At 42.8% G+C, this 19,325-nt stretch carries 16 protein-coding genes; 1 reads left to right on the top strand and 15 read right to left on the bottom strand.

Features of this window, described 5'->3' with window-relative positions; genetic code table 11:
* Positions 1 to 162 precede the first annotated feature (162 nt).
* Positions 163 to 2,964, top strand: a complete 2,802-nt coding sequence (locus AC4HCY_RS07110; protein WP_323431661.1) for an ATP-binding protein — start codon at positions 163 to 165, stop codon at positions 2,962 to 2,964.
* A gap of 65 nt (positions 2,965 to 3,029) precedes the next feature.
* Here the strand turns inward: AC4HCY_RS07110 and AC4HCY_RS07105 are convergent, their stop codons facing one another.
* The 15 genes from AC4HCY_RS07105 to AC4HCY_RS07035 form a co-directional block, all read right to left on the bottom strand.
* On the bottom strand, positions 3,030 to 3,566 hold the full coding sequence (locus AC4HCY_RS07105; protein ID WP_323431660.1) for a 2-oxoacid:ferredoxin oxidoreductase subunit gamma family protein: 537 nt from the start codon (positions 3,564 to 3,566) through the stop codon (positions 3,030 to 3,032).
* Positions 3,567 to 4,313: a thiamine pyrophosphate-dependent enzyme gene (locus AC4HCY_RS07100; protein WP_323431659.1), complete on the bottom strand. Its 747-nt coding sequence runs from the start codon at positions 4,311 to 4,313 to the stop codon at positions 3,567 to 3,569.
* Positions 4,313 to 5,380 carry a 3-methyl-2-oxobutanoate dehydrogenase subunit VorB gene (locus AC4HCY_RS07095; RefSeq protein ID WP_323431658.1) on the bottom strand — a complete coding sequence of 356 codons (1,068 nt, stop codon included), beginning with the start codon at positions 5,378 to 5,380 and terminating at the stop codon, positions 4,313 to 4,315. The genes AC4HCY_RS07100 and AC4HCY_RS07095 overlap by 1 nt, the downstream gene beginning before the upstream one ends.
* Positions 5,381 to 5,399: 19 nt before the next feature.
* A complete protein-coding gene (locus AC4HCY_RS07090) occupies positions 5,400 to 5,612 on the bottom strand; it encodes a 4Fe-4S dicluster domain-containing protein (RefSeq protein ID WP_323431657.1) in 213 nt (70 codons plus the stop codon).
* 13 nt (positions 5,613 to 5,625) lie between these two features.
* A complete protein-coding gene (locus AC4HCY_RS07085) occupies positions 5,626 to 6,303 on the bottom strand; it encodes an ATP-binding protein (protein ID WP_323431656.1) in 678 nt (225 codons plus the stop codon).
* Positions 6,304 to 6,435: 132 nt separating this feature from the next.
* Entirely contained in the window at positions 6,436 to 7,515 is a 1,080-nt protein-coding gene (gene buk / locus AC4HCY_RS07080; RefSeq protein ID WP_323431655.1) for a butyrate kinase, read from the bottom strand.
* 50 nt (positions 7,516 to 7,565) lie between these two features.
* On the bottom strand, positions 7,566 to 8,462 hold the full coding sequence (gene ptb, locus AC4HCY_RS07075) for a phosphate butyryltransferase (RefSeq protein ID WP_323431654.1): 897 nt from the start codon (positions 8,460 to 8,462) through the stop codon (positions 7,566 to 7,568).
* A gap of 5 nt (positions 8,463 to 8,467) precedes the next feature.
* A complete protein-coding gene (buk, locus tag AC4HCY_RS07070; RefSeq protein ID WP_323431653.1) occupies positions 8,468 to 9,550 on the bottom strand; it encodes a butyrate kinase in 1,083 nt (360 codons plus the stop codon).
* A gap of 186 nt (positions 9,551 to 9,736) precedes the next feature.
* Positions 9,737 to 11,134 (bottom strand): sigma-54 interaction domain-containing protein, encoded by a 1,398-nt coding sequence (locus AC4HCY_RS07065; protein WP_491095694.1) that lies wholly within the window; start codon positions 11,132 to 11,134, stop codon positions 9,737 to 9,739.
* Between the two features lie 4 nt (positions 11,135 to 11,138).
* Complete coding sequence (locus AC4HCY_RS07060) at positions 11,139 to 12,749, bottom strand: NAD(P)/FAD-dependent oxidoreductase (protein ID WP_491095693.1); 1,611 nt, start codon at positions 12,747 to 12,749, stop codon at positions 11,139 to 11,141.
* Positions 12,750 to 12,758: 9 nt separating this feature from the next.
* A complete protein-coding gene (locus tag AC4HCY_RS07055; protein WP_323431650.1) occupies positions 12,759 to 13,964 on the bottom strand; it encodes a CdaR family protein in 1,206 nt (401 codons plus the stop codon).
* Positions 13,957 to 14,778 carry a diadenylate cyclase CdaA gene (gene cdaA, locus AC4HCY_RS07050; protein WP_323431649.1) on the bottom strand — a complete coding sequence of 274 codons (822 nt, stop codon included), beginning with the start codon at positions 14,776 to 14,778 and terminating at the stop codon, positions 13,957 to 13,959. The genes AC4HCY_RS07055 and cdaA overlap by 8 nt, the downstream gene beginning before the upstream one ends.
* A gap of 205 nt (positions 14,779 to 14,983) precedes the next feature.
* Positions 14,984 to 15,316: a hypothetical protein gene (locus AC4HCY_RS07045; protein ID WP_323431648.1), complete on the bottom strand. Its 333-nt coding sequence runs from the start codon at positions 15,314 to 15,316 to the stop codon at positions 14,984 to 14,986.
* 737 nt (positions 15,317 to 16,053) lie between these two features.
* Entirely contained in the window at positions 16,054 to 18,144 is a 2,091-nt protein-coding gene (locus tag AC4HCY_RS07040) for a CocE/NonD family hydrolase (RefSeq protein ID WP_491095692.1), read from the bottom strand.
* Between the two features lie 14 nt (positions 18,145 to 18,158).
* Positions 18,159 to 19,319, bottom strand: coding sequence for a DUF819 family protein (locus AC4HCY_RS07035; RefSeq protein WP_255229065.1), 1,161 nt, complete (start codon positions 19,317 to 19,319; stop codon positions 18,159 to 18,161).
* Positions 19,320 to 19,325 lie beyond the last annotated feature (6 nt).

Genomic DNA, 19,325 nt, shown 5'->3' with positions numbered 1-19,325 from the left:
AAATACATTTTGGGATTATTCTTGACATTTTTATTCAATATTAGTTATGATTTGATATAATGTTGCTATCAGCATTATTATTAGGGGGTGTGAGGTACGGTCAATATATCAAGCGTAAGACTGGCAGCTCCCAAAGCATCTGCAGGAGAAATTTATCGTAAAATGCTTGTGGATGCTGTTATTTCCAGTTCAAAAAAATTTATTTATATAAATGCCGGAGCAGGTTATGGCAAAACAACGCTGCTTTCGCAGGCTGCCAATTTTGTGAACCATACCGTTTGGGTTACACTTGATGGCGAAAGCGATGTTTTTACCTTCCTGAATATTTTAAGCGAAGCACTCCGGCATACTTTTCCCGATTATGACTTTTCTATTTCTGAATACCTGCCCTTTGAGGAAAAAAGCAACTTTATAACGATCATCGCCAATGCATTTATCAACAGCATTGAAAAACTGGCTAAGGACTTTATGATTATCTTGGAAGATCTCCATACTATAGAAGAAAAGCAGATTAGAAAGCTTATCGCCTGTATCATTAAGTACAAGCCTGAGAATATCCGAGCCTGTCTTAGCAGTCGTGAAGCACCATGGCAGGAGCTTATATTTATGCAAGTAAGAGGCGATATTTTAGAGCTTACTCAAAAAGAGCTTGCCTTCACAAGAGACGAAGTTATTCAGGTTTTAGGTTTTGATGATGCGAATATTTATTGCATTACAGAAGGTTGGCCTTTAGCCATCGGTTCCTTTAAAGTACTTTTGGAAAACGGTGTAAGCCTTGCTGATCTCCCATCCCGGGGAAATAGGGCATTGTATTCCTACCTTTTTTTTGAATGCATCAGTCGCTTGTCTCAAGAAATAGTGGATTTTCTTAAAGCTTCTGCCTGTTTTGAGGAGTTGGATCCACAACTTTTGGATTCGGTTTTGAACATAAAAAATTCTAAGCTGCTCTTAGAAAGCCTTGTATTAAGGAATATATTTATAATTAAAACAGACAGCGTAAACTATCGTTATCACGCACTTTTCAGAGAGTATTTGTCAGAATGCACAGAAGCCTCCCAAGCTCTTTTATTGCAAAGCAAGGCCGCCGATTATTACTACGGCAAAAAGCAGTATTCCAAAGCTGCAGAATATGCAATGCGGTTAGAAAATAAAGAAATGATGGAACAAATCATTTTAATCAGCTATAAAGACTATATCAAAAACGGCCGTTTTAATGAACTTCGAATATGGTTCAGCGCACTTGAAGATATGGGTGCTGACATGAACCGTAAGCTTTTGGTTGCAAAGGGAGCCTTTTTATCCAGTATTGGGAATTTCACAGCTGCCGAAACATTCCTGGATATGGCAATACCATTATTAAAGGAAGATGAGGAAGAGCTTTATATTGAAGCAATGGTACATAAAGCCAGGGTTCTTAGAAACTTCATCTCCTTTGAAGAGTCAAACAAGCTGTTGGATGATCTCATAGCAAGACTTAAAAACCCTGCTTCCGAAATATCCTATACTGTTGTTATTGAAAAGATCTATAATTTATGCTGGAACTCACAAGTAAACGAAGCCTATGCCCTCTCTTACCATATGATAGATACTTGTGCCAAAGCCGGAAATGTTAAAGTCAAGGCCTGGTTCGAGAGATACTTAAGTGTAATACATTTCCTAGCAGGCAGGATGAGGGAGGCTGTTTACTATTATGAAAAATCTCTGGAGCTTACTGAAGATGAACTGCAGCACTTGGACATGCACAGTATTGAAATCTATATAGCCAAGGCTTATCAAATGATGGGGAAACGAGATAAAGCTGTCTCCATGATAACAGCTGAGCTTCAAAGGCTTAGGAGCACCGGAAGGTATGAAGAATTGTGGTTAGGCTACCTGTTTGCAGCAGAAATACACTACCAAAATACTTCCATTGATAGAATAAATGGGGGCAGTCAGACCTTTGAGTCCACTATGAAATACTTTACCCTTGCAGATGAGTATGCACCCCTTTATCGCAAAACCGAATTTCAACTGCAATGGGCAAAAATGCAGCGCAATATATATAGCCTCATGTTTACAAGCGATCCAAAAGAAGAAATTATTAATGAAATTTATGCAAACCTGAATCATGTTGGTGATTATTTTAAAACCATCGCTTTAGCCAGGCTTTTTAGCTATTTTGGAACTGTATCCGATTTTACCAGCGCTGTTAAATGTGCAAAGCTATCCATAGAAATCGGAGAGAGGGCCAATATGATGATGATTCCAACCATGGCCTATGGGATAATGGCCAGGGCTGTCATCGAAATAAAGGACCATGAGAAGTCCGTTAGCTCGACTAAACGTTTCTTGCAGCTTTGTTATGAAAACGGCATATATGAGTATTTCAGAATGCGAAAGGCCTATGACACTGTTCTTCAATTTGCCTATGATAATCATATAGAGCCTGATATTACAAGACAAATGATGGAATTTGCAGGCTGCAAACCAAAGAAAGCATATGTTCAAACTTTAGGTGGTTTTTCCGTTCTCTCATATGAAGACCGGCAGTTATCTTTAAAAATGCGAACAAAGAAAGAAAGGGAGCTTTTAGCCTTTCTTCTTAATGCAGGCAATGAGGGTGTTACAAAAGACCAGATAGGTAATGCCATATGGTCGGAGTCTGAATCTGAAGATGTGAAAAAGCTCATCGGCGTCAATCTCAGCCACTTAAAAAAAGACCTTGAAAGCTTTGGAGTTATAAATCCTATCATAAACCAAAATAATCGCTACAGCATTTGCAGGGATGAAATTGTTCTGGATATTGATCTTTTCGAAAAATATGCTGAGGAATTCAAGGGGCAAAACATCAGTGAAGCCGCACAAAATATATTATCTCTTTATAAGGGAGAGTATCTCACTGATTTTGAGTCTTTCTGGGCTGTCAGTAAAAGAATAAGATTTCACAGTATTTATGAAAATGCGTTGAATTTTTACAAAAAATAAAAAACCATCCCGGGACTGGAGGATGGATGACGGGAGTTTTGCCCCGGGACGGTTTATTGTTATTTTTACTTTATGCAGTCTGCGCCTCTCTTCAAGGCTTCCTTGTTCAGGGGTACTACAGAGGCTTTTTTGCCCGAGAATACCTCTGAAATATATTCCATTATCGTGTCTTCCTTGGCTGCATTAGCAACCTTAAGATAAGCGCCCAGCATCACCATGTTGGCGATCTTGCCGGAGCCCATATCATTGGCTATTTCATTTGCAGGCACATAGTATACGTTGATATCGGTTCTGGTGGCTTTCTTGTCTATCAGCGAGCTGTTGATGAACAGATTGCCTCCGGGTATTACATCCTTTTCAAATTTGTCCAAAGAGGGCCTGTTCATTACTATGGCTGCTGTGGCCTCCGTAACAGTAGGTGCCCCCACTGGCTCTTCCGAGATTATTACGCTGCAGTTGGCCGTACCTCCGCGCATTTCAGGTCCATAGGACGGCAGCCATGACACATTCTTGCCTTCCTTCAAGCCTGCCTCTGCCAGTATTTTGCCCATGGACATAACGCCTTGTCCTCCAAAGCCTGCCATTATGATCTGATGTGTCATTTATTTCACCTCCTCAGGAGTTCTGAAGTTTTGTACAGGATAATAAGGGACCATATTTTCCTTAAGCCATTTCAGTGCTTCGACAGGCGTCTTCCCCCAGTTGGTGGGGCATGTGGAAAGCACTTCTACGATGGTAAATCCCAGACCCTTCATCTGTATTTCAAAGGCCTTCTTTATGGCCTTTTTGGCTTTCAGTATATTGGGCACATCATGTACCGACACTCTCTCAACAAACACAGCCTTGGGTATGGTTGCCAGCATCTCGCTGATCCTTAAAGGCATGCCGCAATGGTTTTCATCCCTGCCCAAGGGAGCTGTTGTAGCCTTCTGGCCTACCAGAGTAGTTGGCGCCATTTGGCCGCCTGTCATGCCGTATATGGCGTTGTTGACAAATATTGTAGTGACCTTTTCGCCTCTCATGGCTGCATGTACTATTTCCGCAGCACCTATGGAAGCCAGATCGCCGTCACCTTGATAGGTGAATACTGCCGAGTCAGGATGTACTCTCTTTATTCCTGTTGCGCAAGCCGGTGCTCTGCCGTGAGCGGCTTCTTGCATATCGCAGGAGAAATAATCATAGGCGAATACAGCGCAGCCTACAGGAGCTACGCCTACCGCTTTGTCCAAAAGGCCCAATTCTTCCAGAGACTCTGCTACAAGCCTGTGGATTATTCCATGGGTGCAGCCCGGACAATAATGAGTAGGTTTTTCTGTTAAACCCTTGGTTTTTTCAAATACAACTGCCATTATTTTGCACCCCCTAATATCTTCTTGGCTTCTTCCACTATTGCTTTCGGAGTGGGAATCATGCCTCCGGTCCTGCCATAGAAGTAAACCGGCTTCTTTCCCTTTACCGACAATTCAACATCCTCTACCATCTGGCCCATGCTCATCTCTACGCTCATAAATGCTTTAACGCTTGGCATGTCGGCAGCTTTGAGGAAGTTAGCCTTCGGGAAAGGCCATAGAGTTATAGGTCTTATAAGGCCTGCTTTTATGCCTTCCTTTTCAAGGGCCTTTATAGCATTCTTGACTATCCTTGATACTGTGCCATAAGCTGCAAATACTATTTCTGCGCCTTCAAGATTGTATTCTTCCACTTTTATTTCATTCTTTTCTATCTCGGCATATTTCTTGAAAAGTCTTTGGTTATGGGTTTCACATACTGCCGGATCTATGAAAAGAGAATTTATTATATTGTGATTTTCTCTTCCTCTCAAGCCTGTTGTAGCCCATGTCTTTTCCGGAAGCTGTCTTTTGGGGACCCCCACGAATTCAACAGGCTCCATCATCTGGCCTATCATTCCGTCTCCCAGTATCATTACAGGGTTTCTGTATGCATCCGCTATGTCAAAGGCTTCCTGGACCAGGTTTACTGCCTCTTGTATAGAGTCCGGAGCCAGCACCACCAGATGATAGTCGCCGTGTCCGCCGCCCTTGGTAGCCTGGAAATAGTCTGATTGGGCAGGCTGGATTCCGCCAAGGCCCGGGCCTCCTCTGACTATGTTCACTACTACGCATGGAAGCTCTGCTCCTGCAATATAGCTGATGCCTTCCTGCTTCAAGCTTATTCCCGGGCTGGATGAGGATGTCATGACCCTGGCCCCTGCCCCTGCTGCTCCATATACCATGTTTATGGCTGCCACCTCGGATTCGGCCTGCAAAAAGCATCCGCCTTCCTGGGGAAGTCTCAAGGACATGTACTCCGGTATTTCGTTTTGCGGTGTAATGGGATAGCCGAAGAAGAATCTGCAGCCGGCCTTGATAGCGGCTTCAGCTATTGCTTCGTTTCCCTTCCATAGTTCTCTTGCCATAAATATCCCTCCTCACAAATTACAGTTTTTCAACTTTGATAACAACATCAGGGCACATTCTTGCGCATGAGCCGCAAGCTATGCATTTATCCATCTCTTTTACTGTTGCCGGATGGTATCCTTTGATATTGATCTTGTCTTTGTCCATCACCACTATCTTTACCGGACAAACTGTTGTGCAAAGTTCGCAGCCCTTGCATCTGTTTTCGTCAAACGTAACCTTTCCTGCCATTTTTAAACCTCCTTTATTCCATTTCCCAGGGTTTTTTCATAAAAATATCTATAGGAAATATTTCTCCACAGATGTCATCAGGTAGATCACCTATGAACTTTTTATGGACCACAGTATATTTTATCGGCAGGCCCAGCTCTTGCGACACTTGCAGGCAGAGCGCCTGGCCCTTCATTATATCGCCTATTTCAGTGTCTCCGCAGAGGTGAGTATTGTTCACCAGTGCCGTCACCTTCTGCCTGGAGCCTTGCTCTATGGATCTCAAGTATCTTATGGCGCTTTGCTTGTCAGCAGTCAATGGCCTGTTGGCATTGAGCACAAAGAACATATCGCATTCGTCTTTATCCAGACGGTCATGATAACGTCCTAGTGCTGTTGCTCCTGCTTTATCGCCTCCCATGTCTATAACTGCTTCGTAGCTTTTATCCTCCATCACCGTATATATTTCCGGCGACAGGGCAGGCAGGTCTCCTGCCAGCCCTTTTATTGAGGAGGATATCACCCTTATGCCTTTTTCTTCAAACAAGGGCTCTATTTGTCTGGATCTGAAATATGGATTCACTATGTCCAAATCCACTATGGCTGTCTTTTTGCCTGATTTTGCCAGGTTCAATGTATAATTGACCGCAAATTCAGTTTTGCCGCTACCGTAATGCCCTGTTATTATTCTTATCCTTCTATCTTCTATCATATAATCATCCTTATCACTGAACTAACCCATTTTTAGCAGAATGCGACAGGGAACGGAAACCACCGAAAGGCACTGAATTTTTCACGAAAAACACGGGAGGATTTTTCTGTGGAAATCCGTGTTCTCCGTCTCCTATGCTTTATACTCCCTGGCTTCTTCTTCTTTCCGGAGAATTCGGAGGCCGCCCTGGGCCAAAGCTATCATCTCATCTTCTCCGGGATATACCAATACCTTCGATATGAACTCCACCTTTTCCTTTATCCAACCGGTAAGAAGCTTATCGTACGCAAGACCTCCCGTTAGGCATATCGCATCGACCTTGCCTTCCAGAACTGCGGCACAGCTGCCTATTTCTTTGGCTACCTGATAGGCCATGGCGTAATATATAAGCTCTGCATGCTTGTCTCCCGCTTCTATTCTCTTTACTACCTCCCGGCCGTCATTGGTGCCGAGATGAGCCACCAAGCCGCCCTTGCCTACAATCTTCTTTTTCATTTCATCCAATGTATATTTGCCTGAGAAGCATAGCTTTACAAGGCTTCCCACAGGAAGGGTCCCCGCCCTCTCCGGCGACATGGGTCCCTCTCCGTCCAGAGCATTATTGACTTCAGCTATTCTTCCTTTTTTATGGGCGCCTACGGAAATCCCGCCCCCCATATGAGCCACTATGAGATTGACTTCGTCATATGCCTTGCCCAGATCCTTAGCGGCTCTTCTGGCCACTGCCTTCTGGTTTAAGGCATGGACTATGCTGACTCTGGGTATTTCGGGCATGCCGGATATCCTCGCCACATCCTCCAGCTCATCCACCACTACCGGATCTACTATATAAGCCGGGATATGAAGTGAAGATGCTATCTCATGGGCGATGATCCCTCCCAGATTGGAAGCGTGCTGCCCCATGACCCCCACCTTCAAGTCCTTGAGCATGGCTTCATTTACAACATAGGTGCCGCCCTCCATGGGCTTTAGAAGTCCGCCTCTGCCTACAACCGCACTCAGCTTGGTGATATTGATGCCTTTTGCATTCAGGGTGTCCAGTATCACATTTTTTCTGAATTCATACTGGTCATAGATTGCGGCATAGGGGGCCAGTTCATCATTAGAATGTCTCAGCGTTTCTTCGAAAACCGGCTTTTCATTATCATATATAGCTATTTTGGTAGAGGTTGAACCTGGGTTTATTATCAAAAGCCTGTATATTTCCTGCATACAAAATTCCTCCCTATAATTCTTTTTTGGGAACGGAGAACACGGAAAGACTAGGACATCAAAACGCCGATAGCTATGGAGTTCAGCTTGGCTATATCGCTGTCGGCTCTAGAGGTCAGAACTATAGGAACCTTTGCTCCCACAATTATGCCTGCATTCTGAGCCCTTGCGAAAAATACCATGGATTTGTACAGCATATTCCCTGCTTCTATCTGGGGAACCATCAGTATGTCCGCATGGCCTGCCACGGGATGGTCTATGCCCTTATGCTTTGCAGCCTCTATGGATACTGCATTATCCAATGCAAAAGGTCCTGCGATCTGGCAGCCTCGAATCTCTCCCTTTCTATTCATCTCTGTCAGCGCATCCGCATCCAGGGTTGCCTGCATCTTGGGATTAACCTTCTCCACTGCAGCCAGAACAGCTACCTTAGGCTCTTCATTGCCCATGGCATGGGCTACCTTGACCGCATTTTCTATTATCTGCTTTTTCTGCTCCAGGTTTGGAGCTATGTTCATGGCTGCATCGGTTACTATGAAAAGCCTGTCAAAGCCGTTTACCTCAAATACAGCTACGTGAGACAGCACATTGCCTGTTCTCAGACCTGCTTCTTCTGCCAGCACAGCCTTGAGTATTATAGCGGTATCGACCAGTCCCTTCATCACGATATGAGCCTTGCCTTCGGCTATCAGGCTTACAGCCTTCCTGCAGGCTTCCGTTTTATCCTTTTCATCTATTATTTCGAACTTTGCAAGCTCAACTCCGCAATTTCCTGCTGCCTTCAGGATCTCTTCCTTATCTCCTACCAGTATCGCTTCAGCAATGCCCAGATCCTTGGCCGTATTCACCGCAGTGAGCACCTCCGCATCTTGCGCTACTGCAACGGCAAGGGTTTTGGGCCCCTTCTTCTTAGCGGATTTTACGATTTCATCAAAGGCTTTTATCATAAGTTTTATTTCACCTCTTCTTCATAGATTTTTGGTTTTTCTTCTCCCGAGAGCGTCCTCGCTGCGCCTTCAGCCAGGGCCAGCATTTCATCCTCTCCGGGGTATACCATAAAGGGTGCAATGAATTTGACCCTTCTTTCTATTCTTTCGCACAGAAGTTTTGAATAGGCGAGACCTCCTGTTATCACCACGGCTTGGACATCACCGCTTAACACAGCTGCCATGGCTCCTATCTCTTTTGCTATTTGATATGTCATGGCATCATGCATCAGATCCGCTGTTTTGTCGCCATTGGCAATCATTTTTTCAACTTCTCTGCCGTCATTAGTGCCCAAATAAGCTATCAATCCGCCTTTTCCGGATATCTTTTTCTTCAATTCATCCAGCGTATACTTTCCCGAATAGCACATCCTTATGAGATCCCCCACAGGAAGGGTCCCCGTCCTGTCCGGCGACAACGGGCCTCCCTCGCTTGCATTGTTTACATCTATTATCCTGCCCTTCTTCATGGGTGCAACGGATATGCCTCCTCCCAGATGAGCTATGATCATATTTATTTCATCTATAGCTTTTCCCATGTCCTTGGCGGCCCTTCTTGCCACAGCCTTGATATTCAAAGCATGCACCAAAGACTTTCTCGGCAGCTCGGGCATGCCTGATATCCTTGCCACCGCTTCAAACTCATCTACTGCAACAGGGTCTACAATATAAGAGGGTATGCCCTGTGAGTCACCTATGCTTTTTGCAATGATGCCGCCGAGGTTGGAAGCGTGTTCGCCTTGAACACCTATCTTCAGATCCTCTATCATAGCATCTGTGACTATATATGTACCACCGGGTATGGATCTCAGAAGCCCTCCCCTGGCGACAACCGCAGCCAGGCTTTGGAGTTCAGCCCCCTCTTCTTTCAGCCAGTCCAGTATTATGTCTTTTCTGTAATCATATTGATCCGTAACTTTTGCGAATTTCTCCAGCTCTTTGTTTGGATGGGAAAGATTCTTCTGCTTTACCGGAAGGCCGTCTTTGAACAGCCCAACCTTAGTAGAAGTAGAGCCGGGATTAATGACCAGAATGTATTCCCTATTCAAGCTTGAACACCCCTTGCATATAGATTTGATAATATTCTCTCTTTATAATACATGCAATATGTATGCCAGTTTTTCATAGATAGAAAAAAACCGACATTCCAGTGTCAGTTTTTTCACAATCTTCCAGCATGCAAATTATTGCATGCAATTCTTTGCAATGCATTTTTGTGTGCAATTTCTTGCATATCACTCTATCATATATTTCTCCAGCTTATAGTAGAGATTCCTAAGGGAAATCTGCAGCAGCTTAGCTGCCTGAGTCTTGTTGTTGCCGCAAAGCCTCAGGACATGGATGATATATTCCTTCTCGATTTTTTCAGTCAATTGCTCCAAGGTCATGGCAGCTCCTTCAGAAAAATCAACCTCAGCAGGCACATTTATTTTTTCGTCGCCGAGCTCAAATTTAGGCAAATGCCTTTTTTGTATGGTTTTCTCCGTCATCTTCATATTGATTATGGCTCTGCCGATGATATTTTCCAACTCTCTCACATTGCCAGGCCATTGATATTCCGTGAGTTTTTGCAGCGCATCCTCATTTATGCCCTCTATATTTCTGCCGTATTCCTGATTGAATTTTTTTATAAAAAATCTTGCAAGACATCCTATATCTCCCTTTCTCTCCTTCAGGGGAGGTATCCTTATGGGGAACATATTGATCCTGTAATACAAGTCCTTTCTGAACTTGCCCTGCTTTACAGCATTTTCGATATCAATATTCGATGCGGCTATGACCCTGACATCAATACCTATGGGCTTTATGCCGCCTACCTTCATTATCTCCTTTTCCTGAAGGACCCGCAGCAGCTTTGCCTGGGTTTCCACATTTATCTCGCCTATTTCATCAAGAAAAATCGTGCCCCCGTTGGCTTCTTCAAAGAGTCCCTTCTTGCCGCCCTTTTTGGCTCCGGTAAAGGCCCCCTCCTCATAGCCGAAAAGTTCGGATTCCAGGAGGCTCTGGGGTATGGCCGCACAATTCACGCGGACAAATTGCCTGTATTTTCTCTCGCTGGAGTTGTGAATCGCATGGGCGAATATTTCCTTGCCCGTACCGCTCTCACCCACTAAGAGTACAGTCGCAGGCGTGTTTGCAGCTTTTTTGGCCTTCTCCACGGCATTTTGCAGCTCGGCATCATTGCCTTCTATATCATCAAAGGTATACTTGGCCTCCAGCTTCCTTATTATCTGCTTGGCTTGTCTCAGTTCTTCGGACAGCTTGTTCATCTCCGTAATATCATGAAGCACTCCTACGCTGCCGATAAGCTCTCCGTCCACGATTATCGGAGCCGCATTTACCAGCACTTCCTTCCTATTGGGGCCTACTCTGAGCAAGGCTCCCTTTACAGGCTTTTTCGTTGCCAGGACCTGCATGTGAACGCTTTCTCCTTCTGCAATATCCACTGTGGCCAGCTTGCCCAGCACATCCCCTTCAGACAGGCCGGTAATCTTTGTATAGGCAGGATTGATCATGATGCCTATGCCATCTTTGTCCACTACGGATATGGCATCTTGAGTGGCATTAAAGACCGCACCCAGCATGCTTTGGACCTCTTTGAGATTTTCAACGGTAATCACTGCATCCCGCATTTTATCACCTCATCCTTCCCGGGGGCCTGAAGCGTTTGATCACTGCCTCCGCAGCCTTTATGCCATCCACGGCCGAGCTCATTATGCCTCCGGCATAGCCGGCCCCTTCTCCTGCCGGATAGAAATTTTTCAGATTTTCACTCTCCATGCCGGGTTTCCTCACAAGGCGCACAGGTGAAGATGTTCTGGTCTCTATGGCTGTCAATACGCCCTCCGGGTTGGCAAAGCCCTTCAGCCTTTTATCAAATCCGGTGATGGCATCCTTTAATGCCGCAGCCACAAAATCCGGCAGGCAGTTCTTCAATTCTGCCATTTCCACTCCCGGTCTGTAGGTAGGCTTAACCGCACCAAAAGCCTTTGAAGATCTGTCCTGCAAAAAATCTCCTACCAGCTGAACAGGTGCTATGTATCCTCCTCCGCCCAGGTTGTACGCTTTTCCCTCCCAGCGTCTTTGAAAGCTTATTCCCGCCAGGGGATGGCAATCCCCGAAATCCTCCGGGTGAACGCTGACAACAATTGCACTGTTGGCATTATGCCCGGCTCTGTTATGATAGCTCATTCCGTTTGTAACAAGCCTTCCTTTTTCTGAAGCTGCAGGCACCACATAGCCGCCGGGGCACATGCAGAAGGTATATGCAGATCTGCCTGTGTGCTCGCTCCTGTGGGTCAGCATATAGTCCGCAGCGCCCAGTCTGGGATGGCCTGCAAGACTGCCGTATTGGGCTATGTCTATCATTTCCTGCAAATGCTCAATCCTGACTCCTATGGCGATAGGCTTGGATTCCATTGAAAGGCCTTTGCCGAACAGCATTTCATAGGTATCCCTGGCGCTGTGGCCGATGGCTCCTATTATTGCATTGGAGGCGATGCTCCCCGCACCGGCCCCATGGACACCTAAGGCCTCATCATCCTTTATCAGTATTTCATCCACAAGATGGTTGAATCTGAATTCTCCTCCCAATGACTCTATGTGCTTTCTCATATTCTTTATGACAGCTTTCAATATATCTGTGCCTATATGAGGCTTGTATTCATAAAGTATTTCTTTTGGCGCTCCAAAATCTACAAATTTTCCGAGCACCAGCTTTATTCTGGCATCCTTGATCCTGGTGGTGAGCTTTCCGTCAGAAAATGTACCGGCCCCGCCTTCTCCGAATTGAATATTTGAGCCCTCGCAAAATATTCCATGAGACATGAGGGCTTGGATATCCTTTGTACGGCTGTCCACATCCGCTCCCCTTTCCAGGATCAGGGGCATAAAGCCGCTCTCTGCCAGGATGAGGGCCGCAAAGAGGCCTGAAGGACCGGCGCCTATTATCACCGGCCTCCCCTCCAGCTTTTCTTCGCCAAAATCAGGCAGGGAATACCGGAATTCTTCATATTCCAGTATGTCCTTGTGATTTATCAATCTTTTGCAGCTTTTGCTGTCGGCAAGCTCAACAGCGGCATTGTATACAAAATATATATCCTTTTTCCTCGCATCTATGGATTTCTTCAATATCCTGTATCCTTCAATGCCCCGGGCATCTATCCTCAGTCTCTTGCTGACGGCTTTTATAAGCTCTTCTTCGTTTTCCTCTATATGGAGCTTCAAATCCTTTATTTCAAGAAGCATTAATATTATCTACTCCCTTTTCTTCAGCGTTACGCTTATCATGCTGGGGTTCAATCCCATCATTTCCACTTCGGATGGTTTGTCATAGAACACATGCATTTCATGAGTGCCCTCTCCCAGGCCCGATGCATCGATATAGAAAGCATTGTTTACATCCCAGGCATTCACTATGCTTTCGGGGCCCCTCACAAATGCCTGTATAGAGGCCTGAGGAAGTTCAGCCACAAGATCATCCGGCAGGTTCCTGACAGCAATATTATTGACCTCAATAGGAGTTTCTACTATCTTCTCAATGTTCACATTGAGCCTTACCACCTCTGATTTGTTTGCCAGTTCCACACCCGGCGGCAGCACCAATGACACTTCCTTATCTATAAAAGCCTTTACATCTGTGAGATCTATCCTCTGGGTCTTGATTGTGTCAAGGGCATCCAACAGTTCTTTTTTGCCCGCGATGTGTATTTCTTTAGGGCTGATGGAAATACCCGTCACTATATATCCGGTTGCAGGCTTAACCGCAATGTCCGGGTCCAGGAGCACAATCTTTGTATATTCTATGGGAATATCTATATCCACCGACCTTGGATTTACCTCCACATCTTCGACTGCCTTCCCGTCGGCATCAAGTATCTTTACTGCTATATTCTTCTTTATCTCGGCAGATGAGCTGCTTATATCCATCTCAACCAGAGCAGTTTTTACAAGGTTGACCAATGATTCGGCGCCTTTGATGGTGACCTCCGGCGGGGTCGCCACAGGGGTCATTGCGGCCATACCCTGCAGCGGATTGCCCGTAATCTTTATTTCTACTGGCATTGTAACTGCAATTACATTATCCAGCTTGACCCTGATTGAGACGGCGGACATGGACGTAATATCCACCCCGGCAGGGACTCCGCTTATCTGTATAGGTATCTGGAATTCGCCTTTGACTTTTTGGTCACGCAGGTCTGCCGATGCACTGATAGTAGAATTGCTGATCCTGTCCAGGGTATTCTTGTTTCCCTTCAGCTTCAAGGATACTTTATACCCGTTGTTATCTATGATGGTAATGTTATTGGCAGCTAGGCTTTCAACATTCATAAGCTTTACAGGCAGAGATATGTCTTTGTAAACTACCGGGTTCTGCTCCGTTATTACATAAAGCCACAGCATAGTAGCCAAAAGCACCGACAGTATTCTGGCTGTGATTTTTTTGTCTAAAAGGTTATTCATTTTTTGCACCCCATTTCGACCAGACGGGCTGTTTCTTGGTTTCAATTTTTATATAGTTATTTTTCAAAATTTCTTTAAGGGATTTGGTATCTAAATATCTGGAAAGCTTGCCTTCTCTGGCAAAGGATATGACTCCGGTTTCCTCGGATACTATTACTACCAAACTGTCAGATATCTCGGTGAGCCCCAGGGCAGCCCTGTGCCTGGTGCCCAGCTGCTTGCTGAGGTTTTGGCTCTCTGTGAGAGGCAGGAAACATCCTGCGGCGGCTATCCTGTTCTTCCTTATTATAACCGCACCATCATGAAGAGGTGTATTGGGTTCAAATATATTTATCAAAAGCCCGGCAGAAATCACCCCATCGATTCTCACGCCTGTCTCGATATATTCATTGAGTCCTGTGTCCTGCTCCATGGCAATTATGGCCCCGGTCCTATTTTTGGAAAGATCGCTGACCGCTACGATGATCTCTTCCAGCATGGTCTCCAATTCCTTTTCCTGAAGCTCATTCTTTGCAAAGAATTTGCCTCTTCCTATGTGTTCCAGTGCTCTCCTAAGCTCCGGCTGGAATATTATCAGTATAGCTATAGCTCCTACAGTCATGGCATTTTTAAGCAACCAGTACATGGTATGCAGCTGCATGACATCGCTCAATTTTGTAATAACGAGTAAAATTATAATTCCTTTTATCAGCTGTTCCGCTCTTGTTTCCTTTATAAGCTGCATAAGCTTATATATTATGAAAGCTACAATCCCTATATCCAGATAGGTACTCCAAAGCTTCAGATAAGGCAAAAGCTCTTTAAATTCATTCATGCCATCACTCTCCCGCCGTGCAATATTTTTCATATTAATTATACACCAAATTCAATGGTAATTTACATAGTTAATTATAAAAATATAATTTTTTTCCTATTTCTCTGGGTTTATTCCTTTATCAATGGTTTTATATAGCAAGGCTTTTTATTTGATTCGCTATATTCTCAGCTTCCCTCAGCATTTGACTCTTATACACCTATGTTTATTCATAGTCTATGTAATATATCTTTGCATCTTTATGACTGATATACACAATAACTTCATTATTGTTCTTATCTTTGCCTTTGATTACATAGAACATAGGATTCATAAACTCGCCATTTTTGTTGAAAGGAAATGTTTTCGTACTTATTTCCTTGAATTCCGTATTATCAACAGTAACAATAGGGGTATACTTTTTTGCTACTTTAATCGCATAGCTTGGACCCGGAAACCCAATTAAAATAGTTGCACTCATCATAGATAAGTATAATATGAGAAATAAGAGAGCAAATGGCCATATGGTTGAGCAAAGCCGTTTGATAATATTTTTCATAAATTATCATTCCTTTTTATTTCACTTCGCCCCAAGTTTTTTTGTCCATCAAATTCAAAGCAAAAATTACCGAAATTGATTGCATAAAGCGATATAAATAGGCATTACCTATTTTAAAAAAACCTGGCAGTATAATTAACAAAATAAAAATCAGTAAAGAAATTGGTTTCCCAAGCTTTCTAAATGAAGTTTTCTTCAAAAATTTATCATATATATAGAAAAATATAAGTAATAGGAAAGCACCCCAAATACTACTTAGATTGAAAGCATTCATCTTATTCACATCATAATAAGTTCAGAATCTAAATTACGCCTTCCCATATAGCATCAATTCATCCCTGCTATTTAATAATTACTTTCTACCTTCATTTTACAGTTTAAATCTTATTAATCAATAGCTTCGGTATGAACTTCATTATTTTAGGTATGAATTGCAACAAAAGCATGATTTATATGGAGAGGCGGTCTAGTGTATAGCTTGACCTTTTATTCACGGTCCTTTGACAGTTGTCCTTCACAAGAAATGAGTGCATGAAAAAAGCCGTAGAACCTATTGCAGAAAAACAAAAGAGACTATATAAAGCTTGTGTTTAATTTACACCAAACTTTGCATAGTCTCTAAAATATAATTTTTTCAATGAATATAAATTTATGGTAAGATCCTATTCAAATTATCAGAGATATTTTTCATCACTTTCCGGACGCTTCACTATTAATTTTATAACCAATAAGCCTTATTATCCTTCAATAGGAAGTATTATTTTAGAAGGATATTTTTCTCCATGATAGATGGTATTTTTAGCTATTACTATTTTTGTGCTATTGAAGGACTTTTTCGTGTTGCTATGAGGGAATATAAAGTTCTTAGCACTGGATGTTATAGTAAATCTGATTTTATGACCTTTTTTAAAGGTGTTTGATATCTTAGAAGTCCTTATTATAAAGTTATACACTTCATCAGCTTTCATAAACTCCGGCTTTGCAAAGCTGTTTCTATATTTTGCTGTTAGCAATCCGTCTGCTAATTTAATCGAATTGCCCTCTTCATCAACATCAAGGATTTTAACAACCCAGTCAGTATCAGGAGCAGTACTGGAAGCATAAAATTCGGCAATTATATCTCCTGTTATTGTCAAATCTGCTTCTAATTCTTCAGAAGTATAGCAAAGAATATCTTTTCTCTTTTCCTCATCCTTATAGTTGCCCGGTACTGCTACTTCGTTTTCAGAAACATCTATAAGCTGTACTGCCGGATCTTCTGGATTATAAATATAAGTATCCTTTTTATTATCTTTCGAAGCATTAAAGTTCAGTCTTCCATCACCGTAGGAGCTGTTTGCATTGCCAAAGCTTTGAAGATACATATCAACATATTTAGTATCAGGCAAAGGCCAGTTCGAAGAAGTTTTCCATTGATTGCTTCCTACTGTATAATATTCTACTGGGGCGCCTTCATTTATTCCGTTCTTTATTCCCTTCAGATGGCAATCAAACCACGCTAAATAAGAATAGTCAAGATCATAGCGCAAAGCATTATCACCAAAAGCTACACCATGCAAATCTCTTATTGAGTTGCCGCTGTGCATCCATGGACCTAATATTGCTTTTCTTTTTTCCTTGTCAAAGCTATTTATAACATCCAAGGCTTCTGTTGTTCCAGTTCCATTATCATCATACCAACCGGATAAAACCAAGATAGCTATATCCTTAATGTTGTTCTTCTTTGAATACCAATCTGTCTTTTCCCAGTACTCATCATAATCGTCTCTATTCAGCCATTGATCAATAAACTCAACAGGATATCCCAGAGCTTTTGGTACAACATCCTGTAAAGGTCTTATATTTAGAACCTCATCCCAATCATCCCTTGCCATAAGCTCCGGCATGAACTTTTTCCTTGATACAGAAAATGCCCAAGCCAGCATACCTGAAGTAAAGGCTCCTCCTTTTCTCGGCATGTCGGTAAATGGTCCTCCTGCAGTGACTATGCTGACCATAGCTTTAAGATGTGGATTCCCTGTGGATGCAAGTGCCCATTGCACATAGCCCCCATAGGAGCCTCCTATCATACCAATTTTCTGGTTTGACCAGGCTTGCTTCGCAATCCAGTTTGCCGTATCATTTCCATCATCCGCTTCATAATACATTGGCAGCCATTTGCCTTCCGATTCATTTCTGCCTCTTACATCCTGTATTACAACTGCATATCCTCTTTGTACATATTTATAATGATTTTGAGAAAAAATTTCCTTGCCATAAGGTGTTCTGACAAGAATAACAGGCAGCTTTTCATCTATTCCTTTTGGTAAAAAAACATTGGTTGAGAGCTTAACTCCATCTCTCATTTCTACCATGAATTCTCCCAGAAATTTTACAGGATGCAGCTTCTCTCCCTTTTTCTTTTCATTCCATACCTTTAGTGATGTTCTTAATTCATAGCCCTCCTCAACGAGGCAAGTACATATCTCTCTGGCAGGGCAATTAAAGCCAACTATTTTATTATCTGCAACTATGATATCCAAAGGAAATTTCTTGTTTCTTTGAACCCAAATATCATTATATTTTGAGTATATTTCCCCAAATGGCGTCTCTATTTTGTCTCCCTCTGCTTTGGTAAATATTTCCTCGTAGGCTGCTAATCTTTCATTCAACAGCATCAGATTTATTTTTGTAAAGTCATTGTAGAAAGCATGATCCTCTTTTGTAAGCTCCTTTCGCTCTTCTAATTCATTGCTGAATACATTAAGCTTTTCATGAAGCACATTATCACCATTAAAATATATAAAACCATAATTGATGCCGGATTGATATAATGCAAACTTTCTCAAATCTCCATCACTCCTTACATCCCCAATACTGCTTTAATTGCATAAGCAACAGTTATACCAACATAATTCCCCACAAGGCCTCCTATTACACCAAGTACAACTGATATGCTGACTAAGGATTTCCACTCCGCCGAAGCAGCTACCAATGCTGCTGTAGGTCCATCTGCTATAGCTGCTACAATTCCTAAAAGCACATATTGATATTTTATCTTGAATAGTCTTGTTAAGCTAAGGTGCAGAATCAAGCTTCCGCAAACAACAATAAAGCAGAACAAACTAATCATAAGAGTAGAACCGAAGAATTCCTTTAAATCTACTGCAAAGCCTATAATCGACAAGAATATTAATGCTACATACAAACCTAAATCAAGGTTTCCTTTAAGCTTTTGAACTTGTTTGAATTGAGCTACTATAACTGCTATTGTGGTTATAAGCAGTATTCTTACTGCACTCTTGTAGGCTGCAGGTGCAAAGCCTGCTAAAAATGTTGAGGCTGCAGTTATTGCAAAGCCTAGTGCAAACAACCAAGCTATGTCCTTTATGCTCCATTCCTTAGAACCCATAAGCTCTACATGATCATCTGTATCCAGTTCACTGTCAGGCACTGAATAAGGCCAAAACTTTTGAAAAGCCTTTGATTTTTTTATAATTGCCGGTGCTGCAAACAAGAATATAAGTGATGGCATTCCTATAACATAATCAGCCGCATTAGCTGCCGCTATAGTTTTACTGCTGGCTTCAAGTCCTGATGCAATGGCATTTAGATTACTGCTGCCCCCTGTATAGGTGCCAACAAACATTCCTGCTACCTTCCAGCCTTCATCAATTTTAGGTGCAAAGAAAAGTCCAGCCAAGAAAGCTACAAAGCTTACGCTGAATACTGCTATAGCGATTGATATCAACGGCTGTTTTGATATTTTCATCAATCCTCTTAAATCAACTCCGAGGATCATTATAGCAACAGAAACAGGTATAGCATAATACATAATAGTTCCATAAAGCTCTGTACTGACAGGTACTATTTTAAAGTTAGAAAGTATAATACCTAGAATGATTACTGTCAATGCAGGTCCAAGACTTTTAAAGAGCTTAACTTTCTGAAGATAAAATGCCGCTGCAACCATACAGGTTATTACTGCAAGCAAGGCGGGTGTACTTGAAAATAAAGTTGTCATAATAGA

This window comes from Lutispora sp. QWL-02 (assembly GCF_058315355.1).
The sequence above is the reverse complement of the archived record's forward strand: the minus strand, read 5'-3'. Positions and strand labels throughout refer to the sequence as shown.

Bases quoted from the DNA above. Each gene is read 5' to 3' on its own strand.
- AC4HCY_RS07045 (WP_323431648.1), bottom strand. From the start codon at position 15,316: ATGAAAAATATTATCAAACGGCTTTGCTCAACCATATGGCCATTTGCT.
- AC4HCY_RS07085 (WP_323431656.1), bottom strand. From the start codon at position 6,303: ATGATAGAAGATAGAAGGATAAGAATAATAACAGGGCATTACGGTAGC.
- AC4HCY_RS07110 (WP_323431661.1), top strand. From the start codon at position 163: ATGCTTGTGGATGCTGTTATTTCCAGTTCAAAAAAATTTATTTATATA.
- AC4HCY_RS07100 (WP_323431659.1), bottom strand. From the start codon at position 4,313: ATGGCAGTTGTATTTGAAAAAACCAAGGGTTTAACAGAAAAACCTACT.
- AC4HCY_RS07055 (WP_323431650.1), bottom strand. From the start codon at position 13,964: ATGAATAACCTTTTAGACAAAAAAATCACAGCCAGAATACTGTCGGTG.
- cdaA (WP_323431649.1), bottom strand. From the start codon at position 14,778: ATGAATGAATTTAAAGAGCTTTTGCCTTATCTGAAGCTTTGGAGTACC.
- ptb (WP_323431654.1), bottom strand. From the start codon at position 8,462: ATGATAAAAGCCTTTGATGAAATCGTAAAATCCGCTAAGAAGAAGGGG.
- buk (WP_323431655.1), bottom strand. From the start codon at position 7,515: ATGCAGGAAATATACAGGCTTTTGATAATAAACCCAGGTTCAACCTCT.
- AC4HCY_RS07060 (WP_491095693.1), bottom strand. From the start codon at position 12,749: ATGCTTCTTGAAATAAAGGATTTGAAGCTCCATATAGAGGAAAACGAA.
- AC4HCY_RS07095 (WP_323431658.1), bottom strand. From the start codon at position 5,380: ATGGCAAGAGAACTATGGAAGGGAAACGAAGCAATAGCTGAAGCCGCT.
- AC4HCY_RS07105 (WP_323431660.1), bottom strand. From the start codon at position 3,566: ATGACACATCAGATCATAATGGCAGGCTTTGGAGGACAAGGCGTTATG.
- AC4HCY_RS07090 (WP_323431657.1), bottom strand. From the start codon at position 5,612: ATGGCAGGAAAGGTTACGTTTGACGAAAACAGATGCAAGGGCTGCGAA.
- AC4HCY_RS07065 (WP_491095694.1), bottom strand. From the start codon at position 11,134: ATGCGGGATGCAGTGATTACCGTTGAAAATCTCAAAGAGGTCCAAAGC.
- AC4HCY_RS07035 (WP_255229065.1), bottom strand. From the start codon at position 19,319: ATGACAACTTTATTTTCAAGTACACCCGCCTTGCTTGCAGTAATAACC.